At 55.1% G+C, this 16610-nt stretch carries 22 protein-coding genes; 8 read left to right on the forward strand and 14 right to left on the reverse strand.

All coding sequences use genetic code 11. From position 1 onward, the window contains the following. Window positions 1-56 precede the first annotated feature (56 nt). Together NC979_RS22950 and NC979_RS22955 are read right to left on the reverse strand one after the other, a co-directional pair. Entirely contained in the window at window positions 57-1646 is a 1590-nt protein-coding gene (locus NC979_RS22950; protein ID WP_190519838.1) for a glucose-6-phosphate isomerase, read from the reverse strand. Between the two features lie 146 nt (window positions 1647-1792). Next, window positions 1793-2164 carry a Crp/Fnr family transcriptional regulator gene (locus NC979_RS22955; RefSeq protein WP_190519840.1) on the reverse strand — a complete coding sequence of 124 codons (372 nt, stop codon included), beginning with the start codon at window positions 2162-2164 and terminating at the stop codon, window positions 1793-1795. Between the two features lie 255 nt (window positions 2165-2419). On the opposite strand from NC979_RS22955, the gene mscL reads away from it, so the two are divergent. Both mscL and NC979_RS22965 read left to right on the forward strand, forming a co-directional pair. Then, complete coding sequence (gene mscL, locus NC979_RS22960) at window positions 2420-2848, forward strand: large conductance mechanosensitive channel protein MscL (RefSeq protein WP_190519842.1); 429 nt, start codon at window positions 2420-2422, stop codon at window positions 2846-2848. A 103-nt stretch (window positions 2849-2951) separates the two neighbouring features. Next, entirely contained in the window at window positions 2952-3158 is a 207-nt protein-coding gene (locus NC979_RS22965) for a DUF2949 domain-containing protein (RefSeq protein ID WP_190519843.1), read from the forward strand. Between the two features lie 36 nt (window positions 3159-3194). On the opposite strand, the gene NC979_RS22970 is transcribed toward NC979_RS22965, so the two are convergent. Further along, entirely contained in the window at window positions 3195-3554 is a 360-nt protein-coding gene (locus NC979_RS22970; RefSeq protein WP_190519846.1) for a single-stranded DNA-binding protein, read from the reverse strand. Window positions 3555-3879: 325 nt separating this feature from the next. Between NC979_RS22970 and NC979_RS22975 the strand changes: the two genes are divergently transcribed. The 3 genes from NC979_RS22975 to mreD are packed head-to-tail and all read left to right on the forward strand — an operon-like array spanning window position 3880 to window position 6341. Beyond that, window positions 3880-4914, forward strand: a complete 1035-nt coding sequence (locus NC979_RS22975; protein ID WP_190519847.1) for a rod shape-determining protein — start codon at window positions 3880-3882, stop codon at window positions 4912-4914. A gap of 33 nt (window positions 4915-4947) precedes the next feature. After that, window positions 4948-5772, forward strand: a complete 825-nt coding sequence (mreC, locus tag NC979_RS22980; RefSeq protein ID WP_190519849.1) for a rod shape-determining protein MreC — start codon at window positions 4948-4950, stop codon at window positions 5770-5772. Further along, window positions 5769-6341: a rod shape-determining protein MreD gene (mreD, locus tag NC979_RS22985; RefSeq protein ID WP_190519851.1), complete on the forward strand. Its 573-nt coding sequence runs from the start codon at window positions 5769-5771 to the stop codon at window positions 6339-6341. The genes mreC and mreD overlap by 4 nt, the downstream gene beginning before the upstream one ends. A gap of 151 nt (window positions 6342-6492) precedes the next feature. On the opposite strand, the gene NC979_RS22990 is transcribed toward mreD, so the two are convergent. From NC979_RS22990 to NC979_RS23015, 6 genes are all read right to left on the reverse strand, one after another. Further along, on the reverse strand, window positions 6493-7227 hold the full coding sequence (locus NC979_RS22990) for an HAD family hydrolase (protein ID WP_190519853.1): 735 nt from the start codon (window positions 7225-7227) through the stop codon (window positions 6493-6495). Window positions 7228-7536: 309 nt separating this feature from the next. Then, window positions 7537-7677, reverse strand: a complete 141-nt coding sequence (locus NC979_RS22995; RefSeq protein WP_190519855.1) for a hypothetical protein — start codon at window positions 7675-7677, stop codon at window positions 7537-7539. A 24-nt stretch (window positions 7678-7701) separates the two neighbouring features. Further along, entirely contained in the window at window positions 7702-8184 is a 483-nt protein-coding gene (dtd, locus tag NC979_RS23000; RefSeq protein ID WP_431191110.1) for a D-aminoacyl-tRNA deacylase, read from the reverse strand. Then, on the reverse strand, window positions 8142-8642 hold the full coding sequence (locus NC979_RS23005) for an HIT family protein (RefSeq protein WP_190519859.1): 501 nt from the start codon (window positions 8640-8642) through the stop codon (window positions 8142-8144). Before NC979_RS23005 ends, dtd begins: the two co-directional genes overlap by 43 nt. Window positions 8643-8737: 95 nt before the next feature. Continuing rightward, window positions 8738-9166: a QcrA and Rieske domain-containing protein gene (locus NC979_RS23010; RefSeq protein ID WP_190519861.1), complete on the reverse strand. Its 429-nt coding sequence runs from the start codon at window positions 9164-9166 to the stop codon at window positions 8738-8740. 15 nt (window positions 9167-9181) lie between these two features. Further along, window positions 9182-10333, reverse strand: a complete 1152-nt coding sequence (locus NC979_RS23015) for a CobW family GTP-binding protein (RefSeq protein WP_242024041.1) — start codon at window positions 10331-10333, stop codon at window positions 9182-9184. Between the two features lie 166 nt (window positions 10334-10499). Here NC979_RS23015 and NC979_RS23020 point away from each other — a divergent pair, with 166 nt between their 5' ends. After that, complete coding sequence (locus NC979_RS23020; RefSeq protein WP_190519863.1) at window positions 10500-11087, forward strand: DNA-3-methyladenine glycosylase I; 588 nt, start codon at window positions 10500-10502, stop codon at window positions 11085-11087. A gap of 91 nt (window positions 11088-11178) precedes the next feature. On the opposite strand, the gene NC979_RS23025 is transcribed toward NC979_RS23020, so the two are convergent. Further along, the gene (locus NC979_RS23025; RefSeq protein ID WP_190519865.1) at window positions 11179-11757 is read right to left on the reverse strand and encodes an SMI1/KNR4 family protein; all 579 of its coding nucleotides are present in this window, start codon (window positions 11755-11757) and stop codon (window positions 11179-11181) included. A 369-nt stretch (window positions 11758-12126) separates the two neighbouring features. Beyond that, window positions 12127-13017 (reverse strand): nucleoside monophosphate kinase, encoded by an 891-nt coding sequence (locus tag NC979_RS23035; RefSeq protein WP_190519867.1) that lies wholly within the window; start codon window positions 13015-13017, stop codon window positions 12127-12129. Between the two features lie 174 nt (window positions 13018-13191). Here NC979_RS23035 and NC979_RS23040 point away from each other — a divergent pair, with 174 nt between their 5' ends. Further along, on the forward strand, window positions 13192-14016 hold the full coding sequence (locus tag NC979_RS23040) for a hypothetical protein (protein WP_190519869.1): 825 nt from the start codon (window positions 13192-13194) through the stop codon (window positions 14014-14016). 652 nt (window positions 14017-14668) lie between these two features. On the opposite strand, the gene NC979_RS23045 is transcribed toward NC979_RS23040, so the two are convergent. From NC979_RS23045 to psbX, 3 genes are all read right to left on the reverse strand, one after another. Then, entirely contained in the window at window positions 14669-14986 is a 318-nt protein-coding gene (locus tag NC979_RS23045) for a hypothetical protein (RefSeq protein ID WP_348253812.1), read from the reverse strand. A gap of 52 nt (window positions 14987-15038) precedes the next feature. Beyond that, the gene (locus NC979_RS23050) at window positions 15039-15824 is read right to left on the reverse strand and encodes a Ycf66 family protein (RefSeq protein ID WP_190519871.1); all 786 of its coding nucleotides are present in this window, start codon (window positions 15822-15824) and stop codon (window positions 15039-15041) included. Window positions 15825-15976: 152 nt separating this feature from the next. Next, entirely contained in the window at window positions 15977-16096 is a 120-nt protein-coding gene (gene psbX / locus NC979_RS23055; RefSeq protein ID WP_190519873.1) for a photosystem II reaction center X protein, read from the reverse strand. Between the two features lie 214 nt (window positions 16097-16310). Between psbX and NC979_RS23060 the strand changes: the two genes are divergently transcribed. Further along, complete coding sequence (locus tag NC979_RS23060; protein WP_347403941.1) at window positions 16311-16595, forward strand: YggT family protein; 285 nt, start codon at window positions 16311-16313, stop codon at window positions 16593-16595. Window positions 16596-16610 lie beyond the last annotated feature (15 nt).

Below are 16610 nucleotides of genomic sequence, written 5' to 3' on the forward strand. Positions count from 1 at the left end.
ACCCATCTACCCATCCACCCATCTACCCATCCACCCATCTACCCATCTACCCCCTCTCACCGCAGGGCCACAATCTTGATCGCATCGGGATGTCCGGGGTTGCCGTGAATGACCAGACTGCGCTGGTTAGCGTGGAGGTGGCGGGCGATCGCATAGATCGTCTCCACCTGGTCAGGGGCTCCCGCTGCGGCAGCCAGTTCACTTAGGGTTAACGGCCCTGAGCTTTGAGCCAGGGCATTGACCACGGCCTGCTGTAGATCGAGCACTCCGGCGGCAGCCAGCTTGCCCGCCTCAACTCCCGGCTGGTGGTAGGCGTTGATATTTACCAGCGAGGCATAAAAGCCCACCGCCCGCTCGTACAGCGCGATCATAGCCCCTACCGTGTGGGCATTGACTTCAGGGATTGTAAGGGTGATGGACTGGCGCTGGTTTTCGTAGAGGGCTTTGCGGGTGCCTTGCAAAAAGCCAAAGAGAAAATCGCCGCTGGTGGCACCGGGCTCCATCTCCACCGAATCGCCAGATCGGTCTTTCAATACTTCAATGAAAGTGACGAAGAAGCTGGCCACCCCTTCGCGCAGTTGCTGCACGTAGGCATGCTGGTCGGTAGAGCCTTTGTTGCCATAGACGGCAATGCCTTGGTAGACCAGGTTGCCATCCAGGTCTTTTTCCTTGCCCAATGACTCCATCACCAGCTGTTGCAGGTAACGGCTAAATAGCAGCAGGCTGTCCTTGTAAGGCAGCACCACCATGTCTTTTTCACCCTTGCCGTTGCCCGCGTAATACCAGGCTAAAGCGATTAGGGCAGCGGGGTTGCGGCGCAGATCGGGCACGCGGGTAGCCGCATCCATCTCGCGTGCGCCACCGAGAATGGAGCGAATGCTAATGTTCTGCAGAGCGGCAGGTAGCAGCCCCACCGCCGATAGCTCAGAGGTGCGGCCCCCCACCCAGTCACGCATGGGGAAAGTAGCCAGCCAGCCCTCGCTGAGGGCCTGGTTTTCGAGCTTGCTGCCCCGCCCGGTAATGGCGACGGCCTGCTTGGGAAAGTTTAGCCCCCGCTGCTCAAATCGGGTGCGCACTTCGACCATACCGTTGCGGGTTTCGGCGGTGCCCCCCGACTTAGAGGTAACGATCACCAGGGTGGTGGACAACTTGTCTTCCAGTCGGGCAAGAATGCGATCGATGCCCTCGGGATCAGTATTGTCAATAAAGTGAATCGCCAGGGGTGGAAAATCTGGCCCTAGGGCCTGGGCTACAAACTGCGGCCCCAAAGCCGAGCCACCAATGCCAATGGAGAGGACCTCGGTGAAACGTTCTTGACCAGGGGGGTAGATGCCGCCGGTACGCACCTGACTGGCGAACTGCTCAATGCTGGTCAACGTATCGAGAATATCTTGCTTGAGTTCGGGGGTAGGGGCTAGGTCGGCATCGCGCAGCCAGTAGTGGCCCACCATGCGGTCTTCGTCGGGGTTGGCGATCGCCCCAGCTTCCAGCGCAGCCATATCGGCAAAGGCTTTCGCAAAGCGGGGTTGCATGTCAGCGACAAAGGCATCATCAAAACCCATGCGGCTGACATCTAGGTAAAAGCCCAGACCTTCGTGGTAGTAGAGCCAGTCTTTATAGCGTTGCCAAAGGGCGGCTGCATCCATCCTGTCACTCCTCGGTCTAAACCGTATTCACTAACGTCCTGAGGTGCAGTTTAGGATAGGACGGCCACCGCTACAAAAAGGGTGGCTAAACATACAGCTTAGTCTTGGCAAGGCACCATGAAGGCGATCGCCCTATCCATCAGCTTCTAAGCCGCCGCTTTGGCCGCCCGCAGACGGCTTGAGAGGCTACGAATCACCTCTAGGGCAAACAGCGGCGTCTCTTGTACTAAAAACTTAAAGTGAGCCTTGTCTACTAGAGCCAGACGACAGTCGGTCTTAGCCACCGCCGTAGAGGCCCGCACATGGGGAATTTGCACCAGCGCCCCTTCACCAAATACGTCGCCAGTAAAAATGGTTTCGAACACACGGCCATTGACCCAAAGATCAACCTCTCCCTGAATGACGCCGTACATACAATCTCCTGAGGAACCCACCTCAAAGATCGTATCCCCAGCCCCAAAGTCTTGATGGCTAGGGGTCGTCATCAACAGTTCAACAACCTGAATCGGTTTTAGCATAGGTTAGCTTTGCTCCCGGGTGTTGTCCCCAAATCAGCGCCCCTGCTCTCGCTCTGGATGGGTTCTACCAGGGCACAGCGGTTCTCTCATGGGCTGCCGCAATTCTATAGCCAGATCGTCTTGGATGGGTTAGCCGCACTTTAAGTCTCTTTTTTGCTGCTCAGCACTCCGGCTATAAGTCAAGCCTTGGAAACGCTGATATTGTTTTAGTCGGATACTGTATGGTCTTGATTGAAAGATAAGGACTATAGAGACATGGCTAATAGACAGACTCGAGGTCGAGCGGTGAATTCCGCAGGTGGATTCGCGAGAGACTTTAAGGAGTTTCTCATGCGCGGCAATGTCATTGACCTAGCTGTCGCTGTGATCATTGGCGCAGCTTTCAATGCTGTGGTCACCTCGTTTATCGAAGACATCATCACCCCTGTTCTGCTGAATCCGGCGCTACGGGCGGCAGGGGTAGAGGATATTGCCAACCTCTCTGCTAACGGCATCAAATACGGTTTGTTTCTCGCCGCTGTCATCAACTTTGTGGTGATATCGTTTGTGATCTTCTTGATGATCCGCGCCTTTGAGAAATTAAAGCGGAAAGATGACGCTGAGGCAGCAGCAGAACCCACCATCGAAGAAAAGCTCAACGACACCTTGACTCGGCTCGCCACTTATCTCGAAAGCCGCCCCTAACGGTAGAGCGCGCCCCCAAAAAATCGGATTTCTCAGGGCAGAGGCAGTATTCAGTCAGAGCCGCTATAGTAAGGGCTAACTACCAGCATCTGCCCTGATTGCCATGCCATCCCAACGCCAAAAGCAGCTCATCGAGTTTCTTCAGACCGAACTAGCGGTGTCCTCTGAGGCGATCGCCATGGGATTGCGCAAGGCAGGGCAAGCCACAAACTTACTGCCCATGGCACTGTGGCAATACGGCTTGGTCAGCACCGATCAGCTCAGCCAAATCTTTGACTGGCTTGAGGAAGTTGGCCCTGCTGCTCCATAGGCCTTGGGTATCTAACTAGAAATAGGAGTTAATCTCCTAAAATTCATCGTCGCTGTAGGTCATGGACGACTCGTTATCTCGGCGAGAGCCCAGCAAGTCTAAGCGATCTACTCGCACAACCGGCTTCGAACGTGCCGTGCCGCTAGAGCGATCCTGCCAATGGTCTAGCTTCAGTGCACCGCTTATACCAATCAAACTGCCCTTGCGCACGTAGTTGGCCGCCACCTCGGCGTTTTTACCCCATAGTTCGAGGTTGAACCAGTCAGGCTTATCGTCTCGGCTCGACCGTCGCCGCACCGCTAGGGTCAAGTTGCACACCACCGTACCCGACTCAAAATATTTCACCTCTGGGTCAGTGCCCACACGGCCTACCAGAGTTACCACATTAATCGTCATTGCTGATTGCCCAACACTTGTTCCAGCATTGTAGGCGAAACCTCAAGCATCCGTCAGGAACACTGCGGCGATCAATCCCGTCATGGGGGAGGCTATGCATCTTTTATATTGGCGAGGTCACCCTCAGCGTTTAGGGCCTACTGCTTCAGTCAGTTTAACGCCTTTAGAAATGCCCCTTGGCTTTTCCCCCTACCGATAAATATTTGATTACTAGACGCACTGATACGAAACGTAATAGAATCCACTTCGATGTAAACGTCAGCCCCTAGGGGTGTGCCTTAGCATTAGTTCACTGTCTTTTCTTGATGTAGGGGCGTTATTGCCTGTGGCTTTCTTCGACAGATTTTCTCGCGATATGGGTATTGACCTCGGTACGGCCAATACTCTGGTGTACGTCTCCGGCAAGGGGGTCGTACTGCAAGAGCCTTCCGTAGTGGCCATTGACCAGGTTGAAAAGAAACCCCTGGCAGTTGGGGAAGAAGCTAAGCGCATGCTGGGTCGTACCCCTGGCAACGTCGTGGCCCTGCGCCCGCTGCGAGACGGTGTCATCGCCGACTTCGACACCGCCGAGCTAATGCTTAAGCACTTTATTCGTCAGGTGCACGAGGGCCGCACCCTAGTATCGCCGCGCATCGTGATCGGCATTCCCAGCGGAGTTACGGGGGTTGAACGGCGCGCGGTTATGGATGCCGCCCAGCAGGCTGGAGCCCGCACCGTATACCTAATTGACGAGCCGGTGGCCGCTGCCATAGGGGCAGGTCTACCCGTCGCCGAACCCACCGGCAACATGATTGTGGATATTGGCGGTGGCACCACAGAGGTAGCCGTGCTGAGCTTGCAAGGCACCGTGCTGAGCGAGTCAGTGCGCGTAGCCGGAGACGAACTTAGCGAAGCCATCTCCAGCTACATGAAGAAGGTGCACAACCTCGTAGTTGGGGAACGCACTGCCGAAGAAATCAAAATCACTATTGGGTCAGCCTACCCCAACCCCGATGACCACGAGATTGCTATGGATGTGCGGGGTCTACACCTGCTGTCTGGTTTGCCCCGCACCGTAACGGTCAAGAGTGCCGAAATTCGCGAGAGCATGGCTGAGCCGCTTTCGGTTATCGTCGAAGCTGTTAAGCGCACCCTAGAGCGCACTCCACCTGAACTTGCTGCTGACATCATCGATCGCGGCATCATGCTGGCTGGCGGTGGGGCATTGCTCAAAGGGTTAGACACCTTAATTAGCCACGAAACCGGCATATTAGTGCACGTGGCGGCTGATCCTCTGAGTTGTGTGGTGCTGGGCACTGGGCGAGTACTAGAGAACTTTAGCCAAATGGGCCGAGTTTTCAGCGGGCGATCGAGCCTGTAGGGCATCTCCAGAGTCATCATCTACCCAGAACCTATGTTTGCTCTACGCCGCTGGTGGACACGTAATGCCCTCAAAGCGGGAATGGTTACCCTGGCCATTTCCTCCGCTTGGCTAATTCGGGCCAATGATGGTGCCGTTATTTACGAAACCTATCACTGGTTAACCCGGCCTCTACAGCCGGGCATGAGCCGAGAGCAGCAGTTCGAAAATAGCTATATCCTTGAGCTTCAGCAACGCATTGTGGAGCTAGAGAACCAAAATCGGTCTCTACAAACCCTGAATGACTATGAAGCCACCAATCCCCTGGATGGGGTGCGGGCAACGGTAATCGGACGCGGAGCCGACCACTGGTGGCAGCACGTTGTTCTCAACCGGGGCAGCCGTAACGATGTGGCAACTGGGCATATAGTGACCGGCCCAGGCGGGTTGATTGGCCGGGTAGTAGCGGTTTCTCCCAGCACTTCACGAGTATTGTTAATTAGTGACCCCACCAGCCGAGTGGGGGCCAAGGTCAGCCGCAGCCGGGCCATGGGGGTGGTGAGAGGGCAATCTAACAACCGAGTGGTCATGGAGTTTTTCGAAAAACTCCCCGACGTTAAAGCCGGTGACGTAATTGTTACTTCCTCCTACAGCCGCCTGTTTCCCCAAGACATTCCCATCGGACGCATCGAATCCATCGATCTAACCAAGAGCCCGGCTCCAGAAGCAGTCATTCAAGTATCGTCGCCCCTATCGATCCTAGAGTGGGCTATTATCCATCCCTTTGAACCGCAGGAAACGGTGGATTTACCCGTGCTGCCGGGGGCAACGCCTGAAAATGGTCTTGTCCCCGAAAGCGGCGATGGAGCTCAGCCATGACCCTAGGGGTAAGAGCATCGTCGTTGCCCCTATGGCGTCAGCCTTGGGTGATCAATAGCCTAGTCACGGCAGCGTCGGTGCTGGTCTGCCTGCTGCTACTGCCCAGTCGCATACCGGGGATGGAACTGCTGGGGGTAGCCCCTCACTGGTTGCTAGTTTGGGTAGTGGCCTGGAGCATTAAGCGCACCCAGTGGGAGGCCGCTATAGCCGGCCTGGTGCTGGGCCTATTGCAGGATGCGATGACCTCCCCTAACCCAACCCACACCCTTAGCTTGATTGTGGTTGGCGTATTAACGGCAAGGCTACAAAAGCAGCGCTACCTCCAGGAAGACATTGTCTCGGTAGCGCTGATTGTATTCGCAATGGCGGTCATTGCAGAAACAGTGCTGGCGCTGCAAATTAGTTTTGATCAGCTTTTATCGGCCAATTCGCTTTACCCACCCCTGGGCAGAATCTGGATATATCACCAGCGGGTAGCGCTGAGCTCCGCTATTTTGAGTAGTCTATGGGCTCCAGCGCTTTACTATCCCCTCAACCACTGGTGGGAGCGCTATGTCGCTGAGCCTTAGAGGATGGATGGGCAGTAGGCGATCGCAGCTGCTGAGCACCCCATCTTTTCAAATAGCTGCCTTAATCAATCCCGAACCGTCCAGGCCGCTAAGGCAGCCTAGACGATTCGTATGATTAGGTATTTAGGACAGGTTCCTGGATGAAAATTGCCTAGGCACACCCGCCTAAGGTGACTCGCTGCTGAAGTTTTTGGCAGGCTGTCCACAAATCGGGCAGTAGATGGGTAGGACGAAACCCCTGGAGATAGCTGCTGCTGCGAATGCCGCAGGTAACGGCAACTGTTTCTATGCCAAGGGTCTGGCCAGCCATGATGTCGGCTTCGGTATCACCAACCATCCAGCTTTGACGGAGGTCATAGCCCTGGCGTTGCTGGGTGGCGATCGCCGCCCCCAGCCGCTCCACCTTATGATTCGCCTGGTTGCTGTAGGCGGCGTCTAACTGGGGCATGCCGTAGAGATCGCTAACGGCCCAGCGGAGATCGTGCTGGTCTAGAAAGTCCATCACCTGATCGGGGGGACGGAGGGTGACCAGCACCACTCGCACCCCGCACTGGCGCAGTAAATCGAGTGCTTCTCTAGCTTGGGGCTGCACCCGATCGCGATCGAGCAAAGCTGCATGGTTAACGATGCGACTGACCTGCGCCAGAAAGGCATCGATAGTTGCACCTTCTAGCCCAGACCAATGGGCGATCTGCCGGTCGGGAACCCGGTTTTGCTTAAAGGTCCAAAACTGTGACTTTGACAGATAGCGAATGGTGACTGGGTAACCCTCTGCTTGGGCAGTCGCCTGCACCCAATCTAGCCCTTGGCGATACGTGGCGTAGTAACGCTCAGACACATCGGCGATGGGGCCGTCAAAATCGCAAAAAAGAGTGATCGCAGACATAGACTTCAGAGACTCCTCACCGCTGGCGGCGAACTCGCATTAAGCAAAATCCGACATCAGTTTTATTAATAATTTCTTTACAAAAATCAAAGTACGTTTACTTTAGCAACCTAAATGCAAAATGACCACTGCACGAACTCGAGATTGTAGCCTTCTCATTCATAGAGGGTCTCATGGAACCTTCACACGGCTTCAGATAGAGGATTCATGCTGAGAGTAGAGACACCAGCTTCAAAAAGCCCACAGCTATAAATAGGAAATTTTTGCATTTTTGAAACGATTTAGCCGTTTTTGTGGTTTTTATCGAGCCTATTGCGATAACGGGGCAAGTAAGGGGCGTATTTGGGGTTCCCAACTGATTAGCTGCGATCGCGCCGAAGTGACCAAGTCGGTGCTGATTATTGCCCAGGTATCGCTGATGTTGCTAGCGATCGCCTCGACTTCGGTCATAGGCGTTACTTGTCCGTAGGTTTGTTACCCAGAAGCGTCCCGTTCTACAACCAAGGTGACAGGCCCGTCGTTGTGAATTTCGACTTGCATCATCGCGCCAAATTGGCCGGTCTCTACCCGCAGCTCGCTGGTTCTAAGCAGCGCCACAAAGTCGTTGTACAGCGCTTCTGCCTGGGCGGGTGGGGCGGCTCCATCGAAGGAAGGTCGGCGCCCCTTGCGGCAGTCGCCGTAGAGGGTGAACTGGCTCACCACCAAAATTTCGCCCTGAATATCTTGAACTGAGAAATCCCAGCGCTCGCTGTCCGGTGACGGAAACAGCCGTAAATCGAGACACTTGCGCGCCATCCAGGTCAGTTCGGCAACGGTGTCGGTAGGCGCAATGCCCACCAGCAGGTTGAGCCCTGCACCAATTTTCCCCACGATCTGCCCATCTACGGTGACGCTAGAGGCCGTCACCCGCTGCACTACGACTCGCACGACGCCTGGGGCGAAAATTTCTGCTGCCACACGGTGCGAATGCGATCAGCGGCCTCAGTCATCTCTGCCTCGCTGGGGGGCTTACCCAGGGTACGAAACACCTGCAGCTCTAGGCCCTTAAGCCCCAGTTCCTCAGGGTGGCAACCGTCTGGGTAGCGGGGTTGCAGCACAAAGTGAACGTGGTACGGCGGCTGATCAACCCAGAGGCTAACGTAAACTCGCTCAGCCTCCATAGCCAGGGCGATCGCCTCTGACATCTGCTGCAAAAACGGCCCCATCGAGGCCGACTCGGCCATCGACAGCTCCCACAGGTTTTCGCGGTGGGTGCGAGTTTTAACCACCACCGACCCCAAGCCGTAGGGGCCAACGCAATGGTCAGCGACCCACCAGGGGTTCTCTGCAATGGTGCCACCGGGCACCAGCTGTGCGCCCGCCAATATCTGACAGGCGAGACAGTCGATATGCAGTTGCGCTCCTTTGTCGGTCATAGCCTAAGCCTCCTGCTGACGGGGAACGAGGCAACGTAGAAAAGAGGGTACAGGTCCAAAGATTGAGTCAGACCCTAAACCCTAAACCAGACGCCCTAGACCTTGACCAGCACCTGATCGCCCTCAACCTTTGCCTCAAAGGTCTCTAGCGGCTCCCGCGCAGGGCCAGAGTCAACGGTGCCGTCTGAGTTGAAGTTACTAGCGTGGCAGGGGCAGGCAAACAGCTTTTGTTCACTATTCCAAGCCACGGTACAGCCAGCGTGGGTGCAGACCGCACTCACGGCGATTAGAGCATCGGAAGCGTTGGGGTCGCGGATGACCGCTAGATTCTTGCCCTGAAAATTCTCATTGGCAAGGCTGCCCTGGGCATCTAGATCAGCTACGGAGCCGAGGGGGACAAACTCACCATCGGCTCCCGACCCTGCTTCAGAGGTGGAGTCAGACTGGCAGGCTGCGATCGCCACCGGCAACGAGCTAGCCAGCAGCCCAAGCGCCAGCAGATTGTTAAACTCTCGACGCTTCATAGACTCTGTTTTCCTCTATTTACCAAACCCCTGACCTCGCTTTGGCGAGGGAATGCCCAGGCAGGCGTTGAGCTGTTCGCGCAGGGTGTCGTGGTCTAGCCCCTGGCCAATCAGCACCAGCTGGTTCTTGGGTTCGCCCTTCCACTGGTCATCGTCGAGCGAAAAGCGCTTGCCGCTGAGGTGAAAGATGTGGCGCTTAGGGCTTTCGTCAAACCAGAGAATGCCCTTGGCGCGAAACACCGACTCGGGCAGCAGGTTATCGAGAAAATGCTGAAACTTGCGAATGGCAAAGGGGCGATCGCTAGCAAACGACAGCGACGTAAACCCATCGATGGCTAAGTGGTCAGAGTGGTGACCGTGGGCATGACCGTGATCGTCGTGGTCGTGCTCACAGTGGCCATGGTCGTGGTCACAATTGGCGTGGTCATGGGTCTCGTGGTCGTGGTGGTCGTGCCCGTGATGGTCGTGGTCGTGCTCGGCCTCAGCGCTGTCGCTGCCAAAATATTTATCCGACTCAAACAGCCCCACGCTGAGAATCAGCGGCAGGGGCACCTGCGACTTGGTGGTGCGGAGGATTCTAGCGCCCTCTTTGACGTCGCGAATCTTGACTTCTAACAGATCAAGATCGGCGTCATCGACCAGGTCGGCCTTGTTGAGCAGAATAATGTCGCCGTAGGCAATCTGGTTATGGGCGGCCTGACTGTTGAAGAGGTCCAGGCTGTAGTTTTCGGCATCGACTACGGTGACGATGGAGTCGAGTCGGGTCATGTCGCGCAGCTCGGTGCCCAAAAATGTCAGCGCAATGGGTAAGGGGTCAGCTAACCCGGTCGTTTCAACCACCAAATAGTCAATTTTGTCCTGGCGCTCCAGCACTTTGTATACCGCTTCCATCAGGTCGTTGTTGATGGTGCAGCAGATGCAGCCATTGCTGAGTTCGACCATGGTGTCGTCGCTGTTTTCGGTGGCGATCAGCAGGTCGTTGTCGATGCCAATTTCGCCAAACTCGTTCACCAGTACAGCGGTTTTGAGCCCTTCTTGGTTGGCCAAGATGTGGTTGAGCAGGGTGGTTTTGCCGCTGCCCAAAAAGCCGGTAATGATCGTAACGGGCAGACCGTGTTTGATGTCATCCATGGCCTGGGGCTGGATGGGAGGCGCAGCGGTAGACATGGGTGCTCTCTGAACGCAAGGACATTTTCCATACTAGCGATGAATCTGGAGTCGTGGCGGTCAGGGTTGGGATTGTTTAGGTAAGGAAGTATGGCCCCGGCCAGTCTTTGACCGTCGCGCCGCCCAAACCAGTACAATTGCATTGATTCGTTCTTAGCAACGACCTATGACCCTCGCCCCCGACGCCCTACCCCGCTGCAGCTGGGTGCACCACAACGACCCAATTGAAATCGCCTATCACGATACTGAGTGGGGGGTGCCACTACACTGCGATCGCAAGCATTTCGAGTTCATCATTCTCGATGGCTTTCAGGCCGGGCTGAGCTGGATCACGATTTTGCGCAAGCGTGAGAACTTTCGCGCCGCCTTTGATGGCTTTGACCCTGCGATCGTCGCTGCCTACGACGAGAACAAACACCAAGAGCTTTTACAAAACACGGGCATTGTGCGCAACCGGCTCAAAATTGCCGCCGCTACCCTCAACGCCCAGGCGTTTCTCAAGGTGCAAGAAACTTTCGGCAGCTTCGATCGCTACATTTGGCAATTTGTCGAAGGCGAAACCGTGCAGAATGCTTGGCCGACCCTAGCTGATGCCCCGACTCGCACCACCGCCTCGGACGCCATGAGCAAAGACCTCAAACAGCGCGGCTTTAAGTTCGTTGGCACCACCATTTGCTACGCCTACATGCAGGCAGCAGGCATGGTCAACGACCACACCACAGACTGCTTTCGCCATCAGGAATTGGCCTCATGACTCAGCCAACCTCCGCTGGAAGCGTAGTAAAGAACGAAGCTGTAAATAGTCGGTTACAGTACCTAGCTCTGCCAATGTTGAGACAGTCAGCTTACGCATCCTGCGCGTTGACAATACCGTCGTATTCATCTGAATAAACGTATTTTCCGGTCTCACACCCTTCAACAAAAGCAGCAAACCACAAGTCAAAATTATCAGCTTTAACTTCTCGTGTTGCCTCATCATGCCAAAAGTCAATAATTTGGCCAACACAGCCTCCCTTGGCAGGATTTAGATCCAAACAATCGTGATTGCCTGAACCATCATGTGTTATCGGAATCCATTTAGCGTTCCACCAATCGTCTTTAACTGGTCCACGAGGATCGCTTTTATAATCATTGAAATCGCCGCTATCGAGCAGGTCCTTCCAAACTTTCCACTCATCCTGAATGCGTTCTAACGAAAGAAACTCTCGTGCGTCAATAAAACCATCTGCGTAGTCGACTTGCCCATTATGAATGCGATAAGCGGCTTTAAAATCATCAGGAAATTGAATCGATAAAAACGCTTCGGTTTGGATAATTTGTTCTTCTGTTGCGCCAGATTGCAATGTTTCCAAAAGTGCGGGCGCGTTGATAGTGAGCCACGCCTCAAGCCGATTCCATAAATCTTGCATAACGTTCGCATCCATACGCTTGGCTTAGTGATCAAAGTTTGCTTCACTGTTGACACCTAGCTCCGGCTTAAACGATGGAGGATCGCGATCCCTAACACCCGAGAAAGTGCGTCACATGCTTTAGGCAGCCTCGCTGGGATAGACCGCACCATCAAAATTCTTTATTCCCTAGGCTACGCCGACCCTAACGACTGAAGCGATCTCATTCCCGTATCCAACAGTGAAGTTGTTGGCCCAGGTAAATCTGAGGAGCATACACATTCCCATCCGTGGATGGTCATTTTGACCAAAACCGTACTCATCGAGTAAGCGACTAAAACGATCGAGTCTCTGCTGCTGTCTCCTAACCCTAGGCGATCGCAGCGGGACTCGCTGTGTTTAGCTTCAAGCCAACAGGCGAGTTACCGCCGCATTGTATTCCTGATAAGACTTGATTCCTGTTAGGGTCTCCAGCCGCTCGCCATCTCTAAAGAACATCACCGCCGGTATGCCCTTGAGCTCAAATCGCTTGGTGATCTGCCGATTAGCATCAAAGTCGATCTTTCTCACCGTGACCGAATCACTGTAGGCCTCGGCTAGTTTATCGATCGATGGCGTCACCTGTTTGCAAGAGCCACACCAAGACGCCATACAATCGACCACCAGCAAGGGTTCACTGGCCAACAGCGCATCGAGTTCAGCCTCGTCGCGAATTAGTTTGGCGGCACCCGTGTCTTCTTCGCCCAGCTGGGTCAGAGCGTTGGCTACCTCCGCAGACGACAGGTTGGCATTAATGGTGGCGAGCTGCGATCGCTGCTGATAGTACTCAATCAGCGGCTCTAACGACTGCTGATAGGTCTCTAACCGGTCTCGGATGGTGGAAATTGGCGGCTTTTCGCTGCTTTCGTTTAAGAGTCGGATGATCAAAAACTCAGTTGTCGCTTTGAGATAAGCCGCCGTCGCTGGTGGCTGCCCTACCGCTGCCCACCACTCATCAAACGCCTGGACCTGAGCCAGCGATCGCGGGAATCCCTCCAAAACCCAGCCTTTGAGCATAGTATCGGGCTGCTCAAACCGCTTGCGGATCAGCTTCATGGCCAGAGCATCGGGAATCAGCTCGCCCGCATCTACGTAGGGACGAGCCTCTACACCAATCGCAGTCTCTGCGGCGATCGCCCCGCGAACCAGTTCCCCCATAGCCACATGGGGAACTTGCCAGCGTTCAGCTAGCGCAGCCGCTTGCGCCTTTAGCCCTACGCCAGGAAGGCCCAGTAGGATAAATTGCTTAGTTTTCATAGAATGGCAATATCCTTCTTCCGCTGTTCATCCCTACATTCATCATCTATGTCAAAGGGCTAAAACCTGAGTTTTTTAACCTCATTTAACGGCAGGCCAAGAATAACCATTGGGCTAATTTAGGCTTCGAGTAACAGTGATGAGTACACCCTTGATCTGATTCGCCCCGTCTCCATGCCGTCATCTCCACCTCGCATTTACTGCCTCCCCGCTACCGACGCTCCAGTGGTAGCGGTATTTCGACGTGGACCTAGTCAGTGGGCTCACGTCGGTCGCTGGGATTTGGCTCAGAACTGCTACGAGCCAGGGGGCTGGTTACGGGGCCGCATTTTTCCCCGGCGCTCAGACATTTCCCCCGATGGGCGCTGGCTGTGCTACTTTGCTCACAACCCCAAAGCTCGCTGGGAATATGGAGACGCCTATGTCGCCGTATCCAAGCTGCCCTGGCTGACGGCCCTCCATGCCTTCGCCACCTGCGGCACCTGGACTCGGGGTTACTACTTCACGACGGGTGGCAGCCGCGAAGACTCAAAAGCTACCACTCTGCCTATTCCCTATGATCTCACGTTCATTCCGGTTGAGCAGTTCGCTAACGAACGGCGGCGGGGCTGGCTAGAAGCCCGCAATTCACCACCTCGTAGTGTCGGTGGCCCCTGGGATGAAAACCGCAATGCTCGCTTGCAAAAACCACAGCCGGGAGGCCCCTACTTGCTGCGGCTAGAAAGCCTGGGCCGGGCCGGCGGCGAATTTGGGGTTGGCCAGGCGATAGACGGCCTGCGAGTAGTCTATGCCCTTGAATCGGAGCAAGACATCAAGATTCTAAATGATGTGCAATGGGCTGACTGGACTGCCCAAGGACAACTGCCGGTAGCTACTCGCAGTGGCAAACTGCAAGTTCGCGAGTTGCAGAAGCATTCCTTTAAGGTCGCTTTTGAGGCCGATCTATCTGCATTGCAGCCAGAGCCGATGGAGGCTCCTGATTGGGCTCAGCGATGGTAATAGAAAAAACAGGTGAGCCACAAACTGCCCAAACTAGGCGATAGATAGCCTACAACCAACAGTTTTCTCCTAAAAGTCTTCCCCTAACCGGCAAGCGTTGGGTTTCTAGTCGTCCCCGCCCTTCTTCTTGCCTTGCCCATTAGACGAATTCTCTTTTCTATCTTCATCAACGACTGGCAGGGTTGTAGCAGAGTTGACCTGAGGCGAATCGGGCAGTGGAGAGAGTTGGGTTGGAGAAACTGGAGCCGTTGTAGCCGAGCTAGGTGGAGATGCAGGTGGGGCTTGCAAAGAACGCTGCACCACGATTGGAATAGCAGTAGTACCAACTAAAGCGACGGTACCAACCAACCCTTTAAGCAGCAGTGACTTCAAGTTGTTCGTTTCGGGGGCAGAGTCAGAGTTACTCATAAATTTAGTAATCGTTCGTTTTAAAGACTCTTTAGGGCGATGTGTCTTGTCAGTAGAATACCCTGCATCGCTTGATTGGTTGACTCTCTGTGGTCACTTTTGGTTCCGTCTGCTCAGTTCTATGAAGGCGCGATCGCGCAAGACTTTGCCAACGTAAATTTTTGAAGAATATACAGAAAAAACCTTAGCCCGTGGCCAAGTAGCTAGATCACACAACTCATGCGAAATGGGTCAACGGTAAGCTCTATTCAGACGCCTTACCGTCTCGTCGGCCTAGCTCGTATACGCCGCAGCCGATCGCAGACAGCACCCCCAAACTGACGGCCCAACTGCCGCCCAGCGACAGCGTCAGACCGTAGTGCGCTAAACCACCCACTGCCAAAAAGGGCAGGACGCCCAGCAGCGATGCCGCGGGCGAGTCCGCGCCTAGCCAGCCCTCAAAAGTTGAAATTACTCGGTCGGCTAAGGGCGAAAAGCCCCAGTACAGCGCGATCGCCCACAGAGCAGTGCCAGCAATAGTGGCGGTATCGAAATCAACGGGCAAGGACGACAAAGCAGTCACCGGAGCGAGGCCAGAGCATTAGCCGAAGTGAAGTCAAAGGCTTTCACCGCACCTAGAGCGGGTCGCGATCGGGGCGGTAATCGGGCCGAGGTGGCTGTGGACCGGGATCAATGCGGTAGCGATCGTTGTATTCACCGCGGTTTTTGGGGGGGCGACGACGACGCACGCGATCGTCGGTAGGACGAGGATTATTGTCGTAGTAGGGCTGACCGTCAGGGCCATCCATGGGGCGATCGCCCATGAAGCGGCCGTCTACGGGGCGATCGCTAGGCCGATCCATACGACCGTCCACGGGGCGATCGCCAGGCCGATCCACGGGGATATCTTCGCGACGCATGGGGCGACCATCGCCGTAGACGTCGGGGGTGTAGGGAGGCCGTCCGGTCGGTTCACCGCGCCCCTCAAGCATAGGCCGAGGACGATTGTAGGGATCGGCGGGGCCATAGTCGCGGCGGTCTAGCTCAGCGCGGAGGTTGGCACGGTTGTCAGGAGCATAAGCCGGCGGGCGACTACCTCGGGGCGGGCGGTAGCCGCCACCGCCACCAAAATCGCCGCCGTCGCCCGGAAAGCCCACTTTAGCGAGCGGCGTTCTGGAATTGATGTTCTGAATCATCAGCGACACCACCATGCCCACCAACAGCATTTGCTGAAAGGAGGAGATGACGTCCATGCCTAGGTTGCCGAGCAGGAACACCCCTGACAGCAAAAACAGAATGGCATAGACCTTGTCAGAGTCGCGCTCATAGCCGGGCTTTAGCCGATCTAAGAAGAACAGCGCCACGCCGCAAATCACCATAAAGATGCCCAGCAGCAGGGGGACGGGGGTACCAAAATTCACGGCAAATTCCTCTTAGGCGATCGCCTCTGCCAACCGAACACGTTAATTCTAGCCGACTTAGCGAAAAAATCGGGAACGCCGCAAGGGTTCCCGATCGCAAGACTGCTAGGTTGTGCCCTCTGACCTATGCCAGCGGGCACAGCTCTTTGAGACTACTGGCGTTGAATCTTGTCGCGCTGGCTAACAAAAAACAGGAAAGCGCTAGCCGGTACAACAATAATCACGGCTCCAGCCAGAATGCTCAGCAAAAAGTTAGTTAAAGACGGTGTCATATGCCTTTGTCCTGAATAATGATTTAGACAAATTGTTACCAATCATTATTGATCAAGTTCTGCCCCCTGCCCATAGCGTGGGAGGGGCGATCGCAAGTATTTATCTCAACTGAGCAAGATTAGCCCAGCCAAGGGCATCCCAGCGCCAAAAATAAGGCTGAGTAAAGCTTTAGAATTGTACATAACTGCAACGGCGATTTTTTGGAGGGCAACCGTGGCCGCTACACAAGTGCTGACTATTGGCGTGGGCCTGCTGCTAGGGCTGATGACCCTGCTGTTTATCTTTCGCATTGTGCTGACCTGGTATCCCCAGGCCGACCTGTCTAAGCTGCCCTTTTCGCTCATCGCTTGGCCAACGGAACCCTTGCTGGTGCCCATGCGCAAGCTCGTCCCCCCAATTGGTGGCGTGGACATTGCTCCAGTCGTTTGGGTGGGCATCGTCACCCTGCTGCGGGAAATTCTAGTCGGCCAGCAGGGCCTATTGCGGATGCTGGGCTAGGCAAAGAGATGCTGT

The organism is Leptolyngbya subtilissima AS-A7 (assembly GCF_039962255.1).
Classification (GTDB): domain Bacteria; phylum Cyanobacteriota; class Cyanobacteriia; order Phormidesmidales; family Phormidesmidaceae; genus Nodosilinea.

Excerpts from the sequence above, each read along its gene's own strand:
- NC979_RS23005 (WP_190519859.1), bottom strand. The coding sequence starts at position 8,642 with ATGACCGACAAAGGAGCGCAACTGCATATCGACTGTCTCGCCTGTCAG.
- NC979_RS23015 (WP_242024041.1), bottom strand. The coding sequence starts at position 10,333 with ATGTCTACCGCTGCGCCTCCCATCCAGCCCCAGGCCATGGATGACATC.
- mreD (WP_190519851.1), top strand. The coding sequence starts at position 5,769 with ATGACCCTAGGGGTAAGAGCATCGTCGTTGCCCCTATGGCGTCAGCCT.
- NC979_RS23010 (WP_190519861.1), bottom strand. The coding sequence starts at position 9,166 with ATGAAGCGTCGAGAGTTTAACAATCTGCTGGCGCTTGGGCTGCTGGCT.
- NC979_RS22965 (WP_190519843.1), top strand. The coding sequence starts at position 2,952 with ATGCCATCCCAACGCCAAAAGCAGCTCATCGAGTTTCTTCAGACCGAA.
- NC979_RS23040 (WP_190519869.1), top strand. The coding sequence starts at position 13,192 with ATGCCGTCATCTCCACCTCGCATTTACTGCCTCCCCGCTACCGACGCT.
- NC979_RS22970 (WP_190519846.1), bottom strand. The coding sequence starts at position 3,554 with ATGACGATTAATGTGGTAACTCTGGTAGGCCGTGTGGGCACTGACCCA.
- NC979_RS22995 (WP_190519855.1), bottom strand. The coding sequence starts at position 7,677 with ATGACCGAAGTCGAGGCGATCGCTAGCAACATCAGCGATACCTGGGCA.
- NC979_RS23035 (WP_190519867.1), bottom strand. The coding sequence starts at position 13,017 with ATGAAAACTAAGCAATTTATCCTACTGGGCCTTCCTGGCGTAGGGCTA.
- NC979_RS23020 (WP_190519863.1), top strand. The coding sequence starts at position 10,500 with ATGACCCTCGCCCCCGACGCCCTACCCCGCTGCAGCTGGGTGCACCAC.
- NC979_RS23025 (WP_190519865.1), bottom strand. The coding sequence starts at position 11,757 with ATGGATGCGAACGTTATGCAAGATTTATGGAATCGGCTTGAGGCGTGG.
- NC979_RS22955 (WP_190519840.1), bottom strand. The coding sequence starts at position 2,164 with ATGCTAAAACCGATTCAGGTTGTTGAACTGTTGATGACGACCCCTAGC.
- mreC (WP_190519849.1), top strand. The coding sequence starts at position 4,948 with ATGTTTGCTCTACGCCGCTGGTGGACACGTAATGCCCTCAAAGCGGGA.
- psbX (WP_190519873.1), bottom strand. The coding sequence starts at position 16,096 with ATGACACCGTCTTTAACTAACTTTTTGCTGAGCATTCTGGCTGGAGCC.
- NC979_RS22950 (WP_190519838.1), bottom strand. The coding sequence starts at position 1,646 with ATGGATGCAGCCGCCCTTTGGCAACGCTATAAAGACTGGCTCTACTAC.
- mscL (WP_190519842.1), top strand. The coding sequence starts at position 2,420 with ATGGCTAATAGACAGACTCGAGGTCGAGCGGTGAATTCCGCAGGTGGA.
- NC979_RS22990 (WP_190519853.1), bottom strand. The coding sequence starts at position 7,227 with ATGTCTGCGATCACTCTTTTTTGCGATTTTGACGGCCCCATCGCCGAT.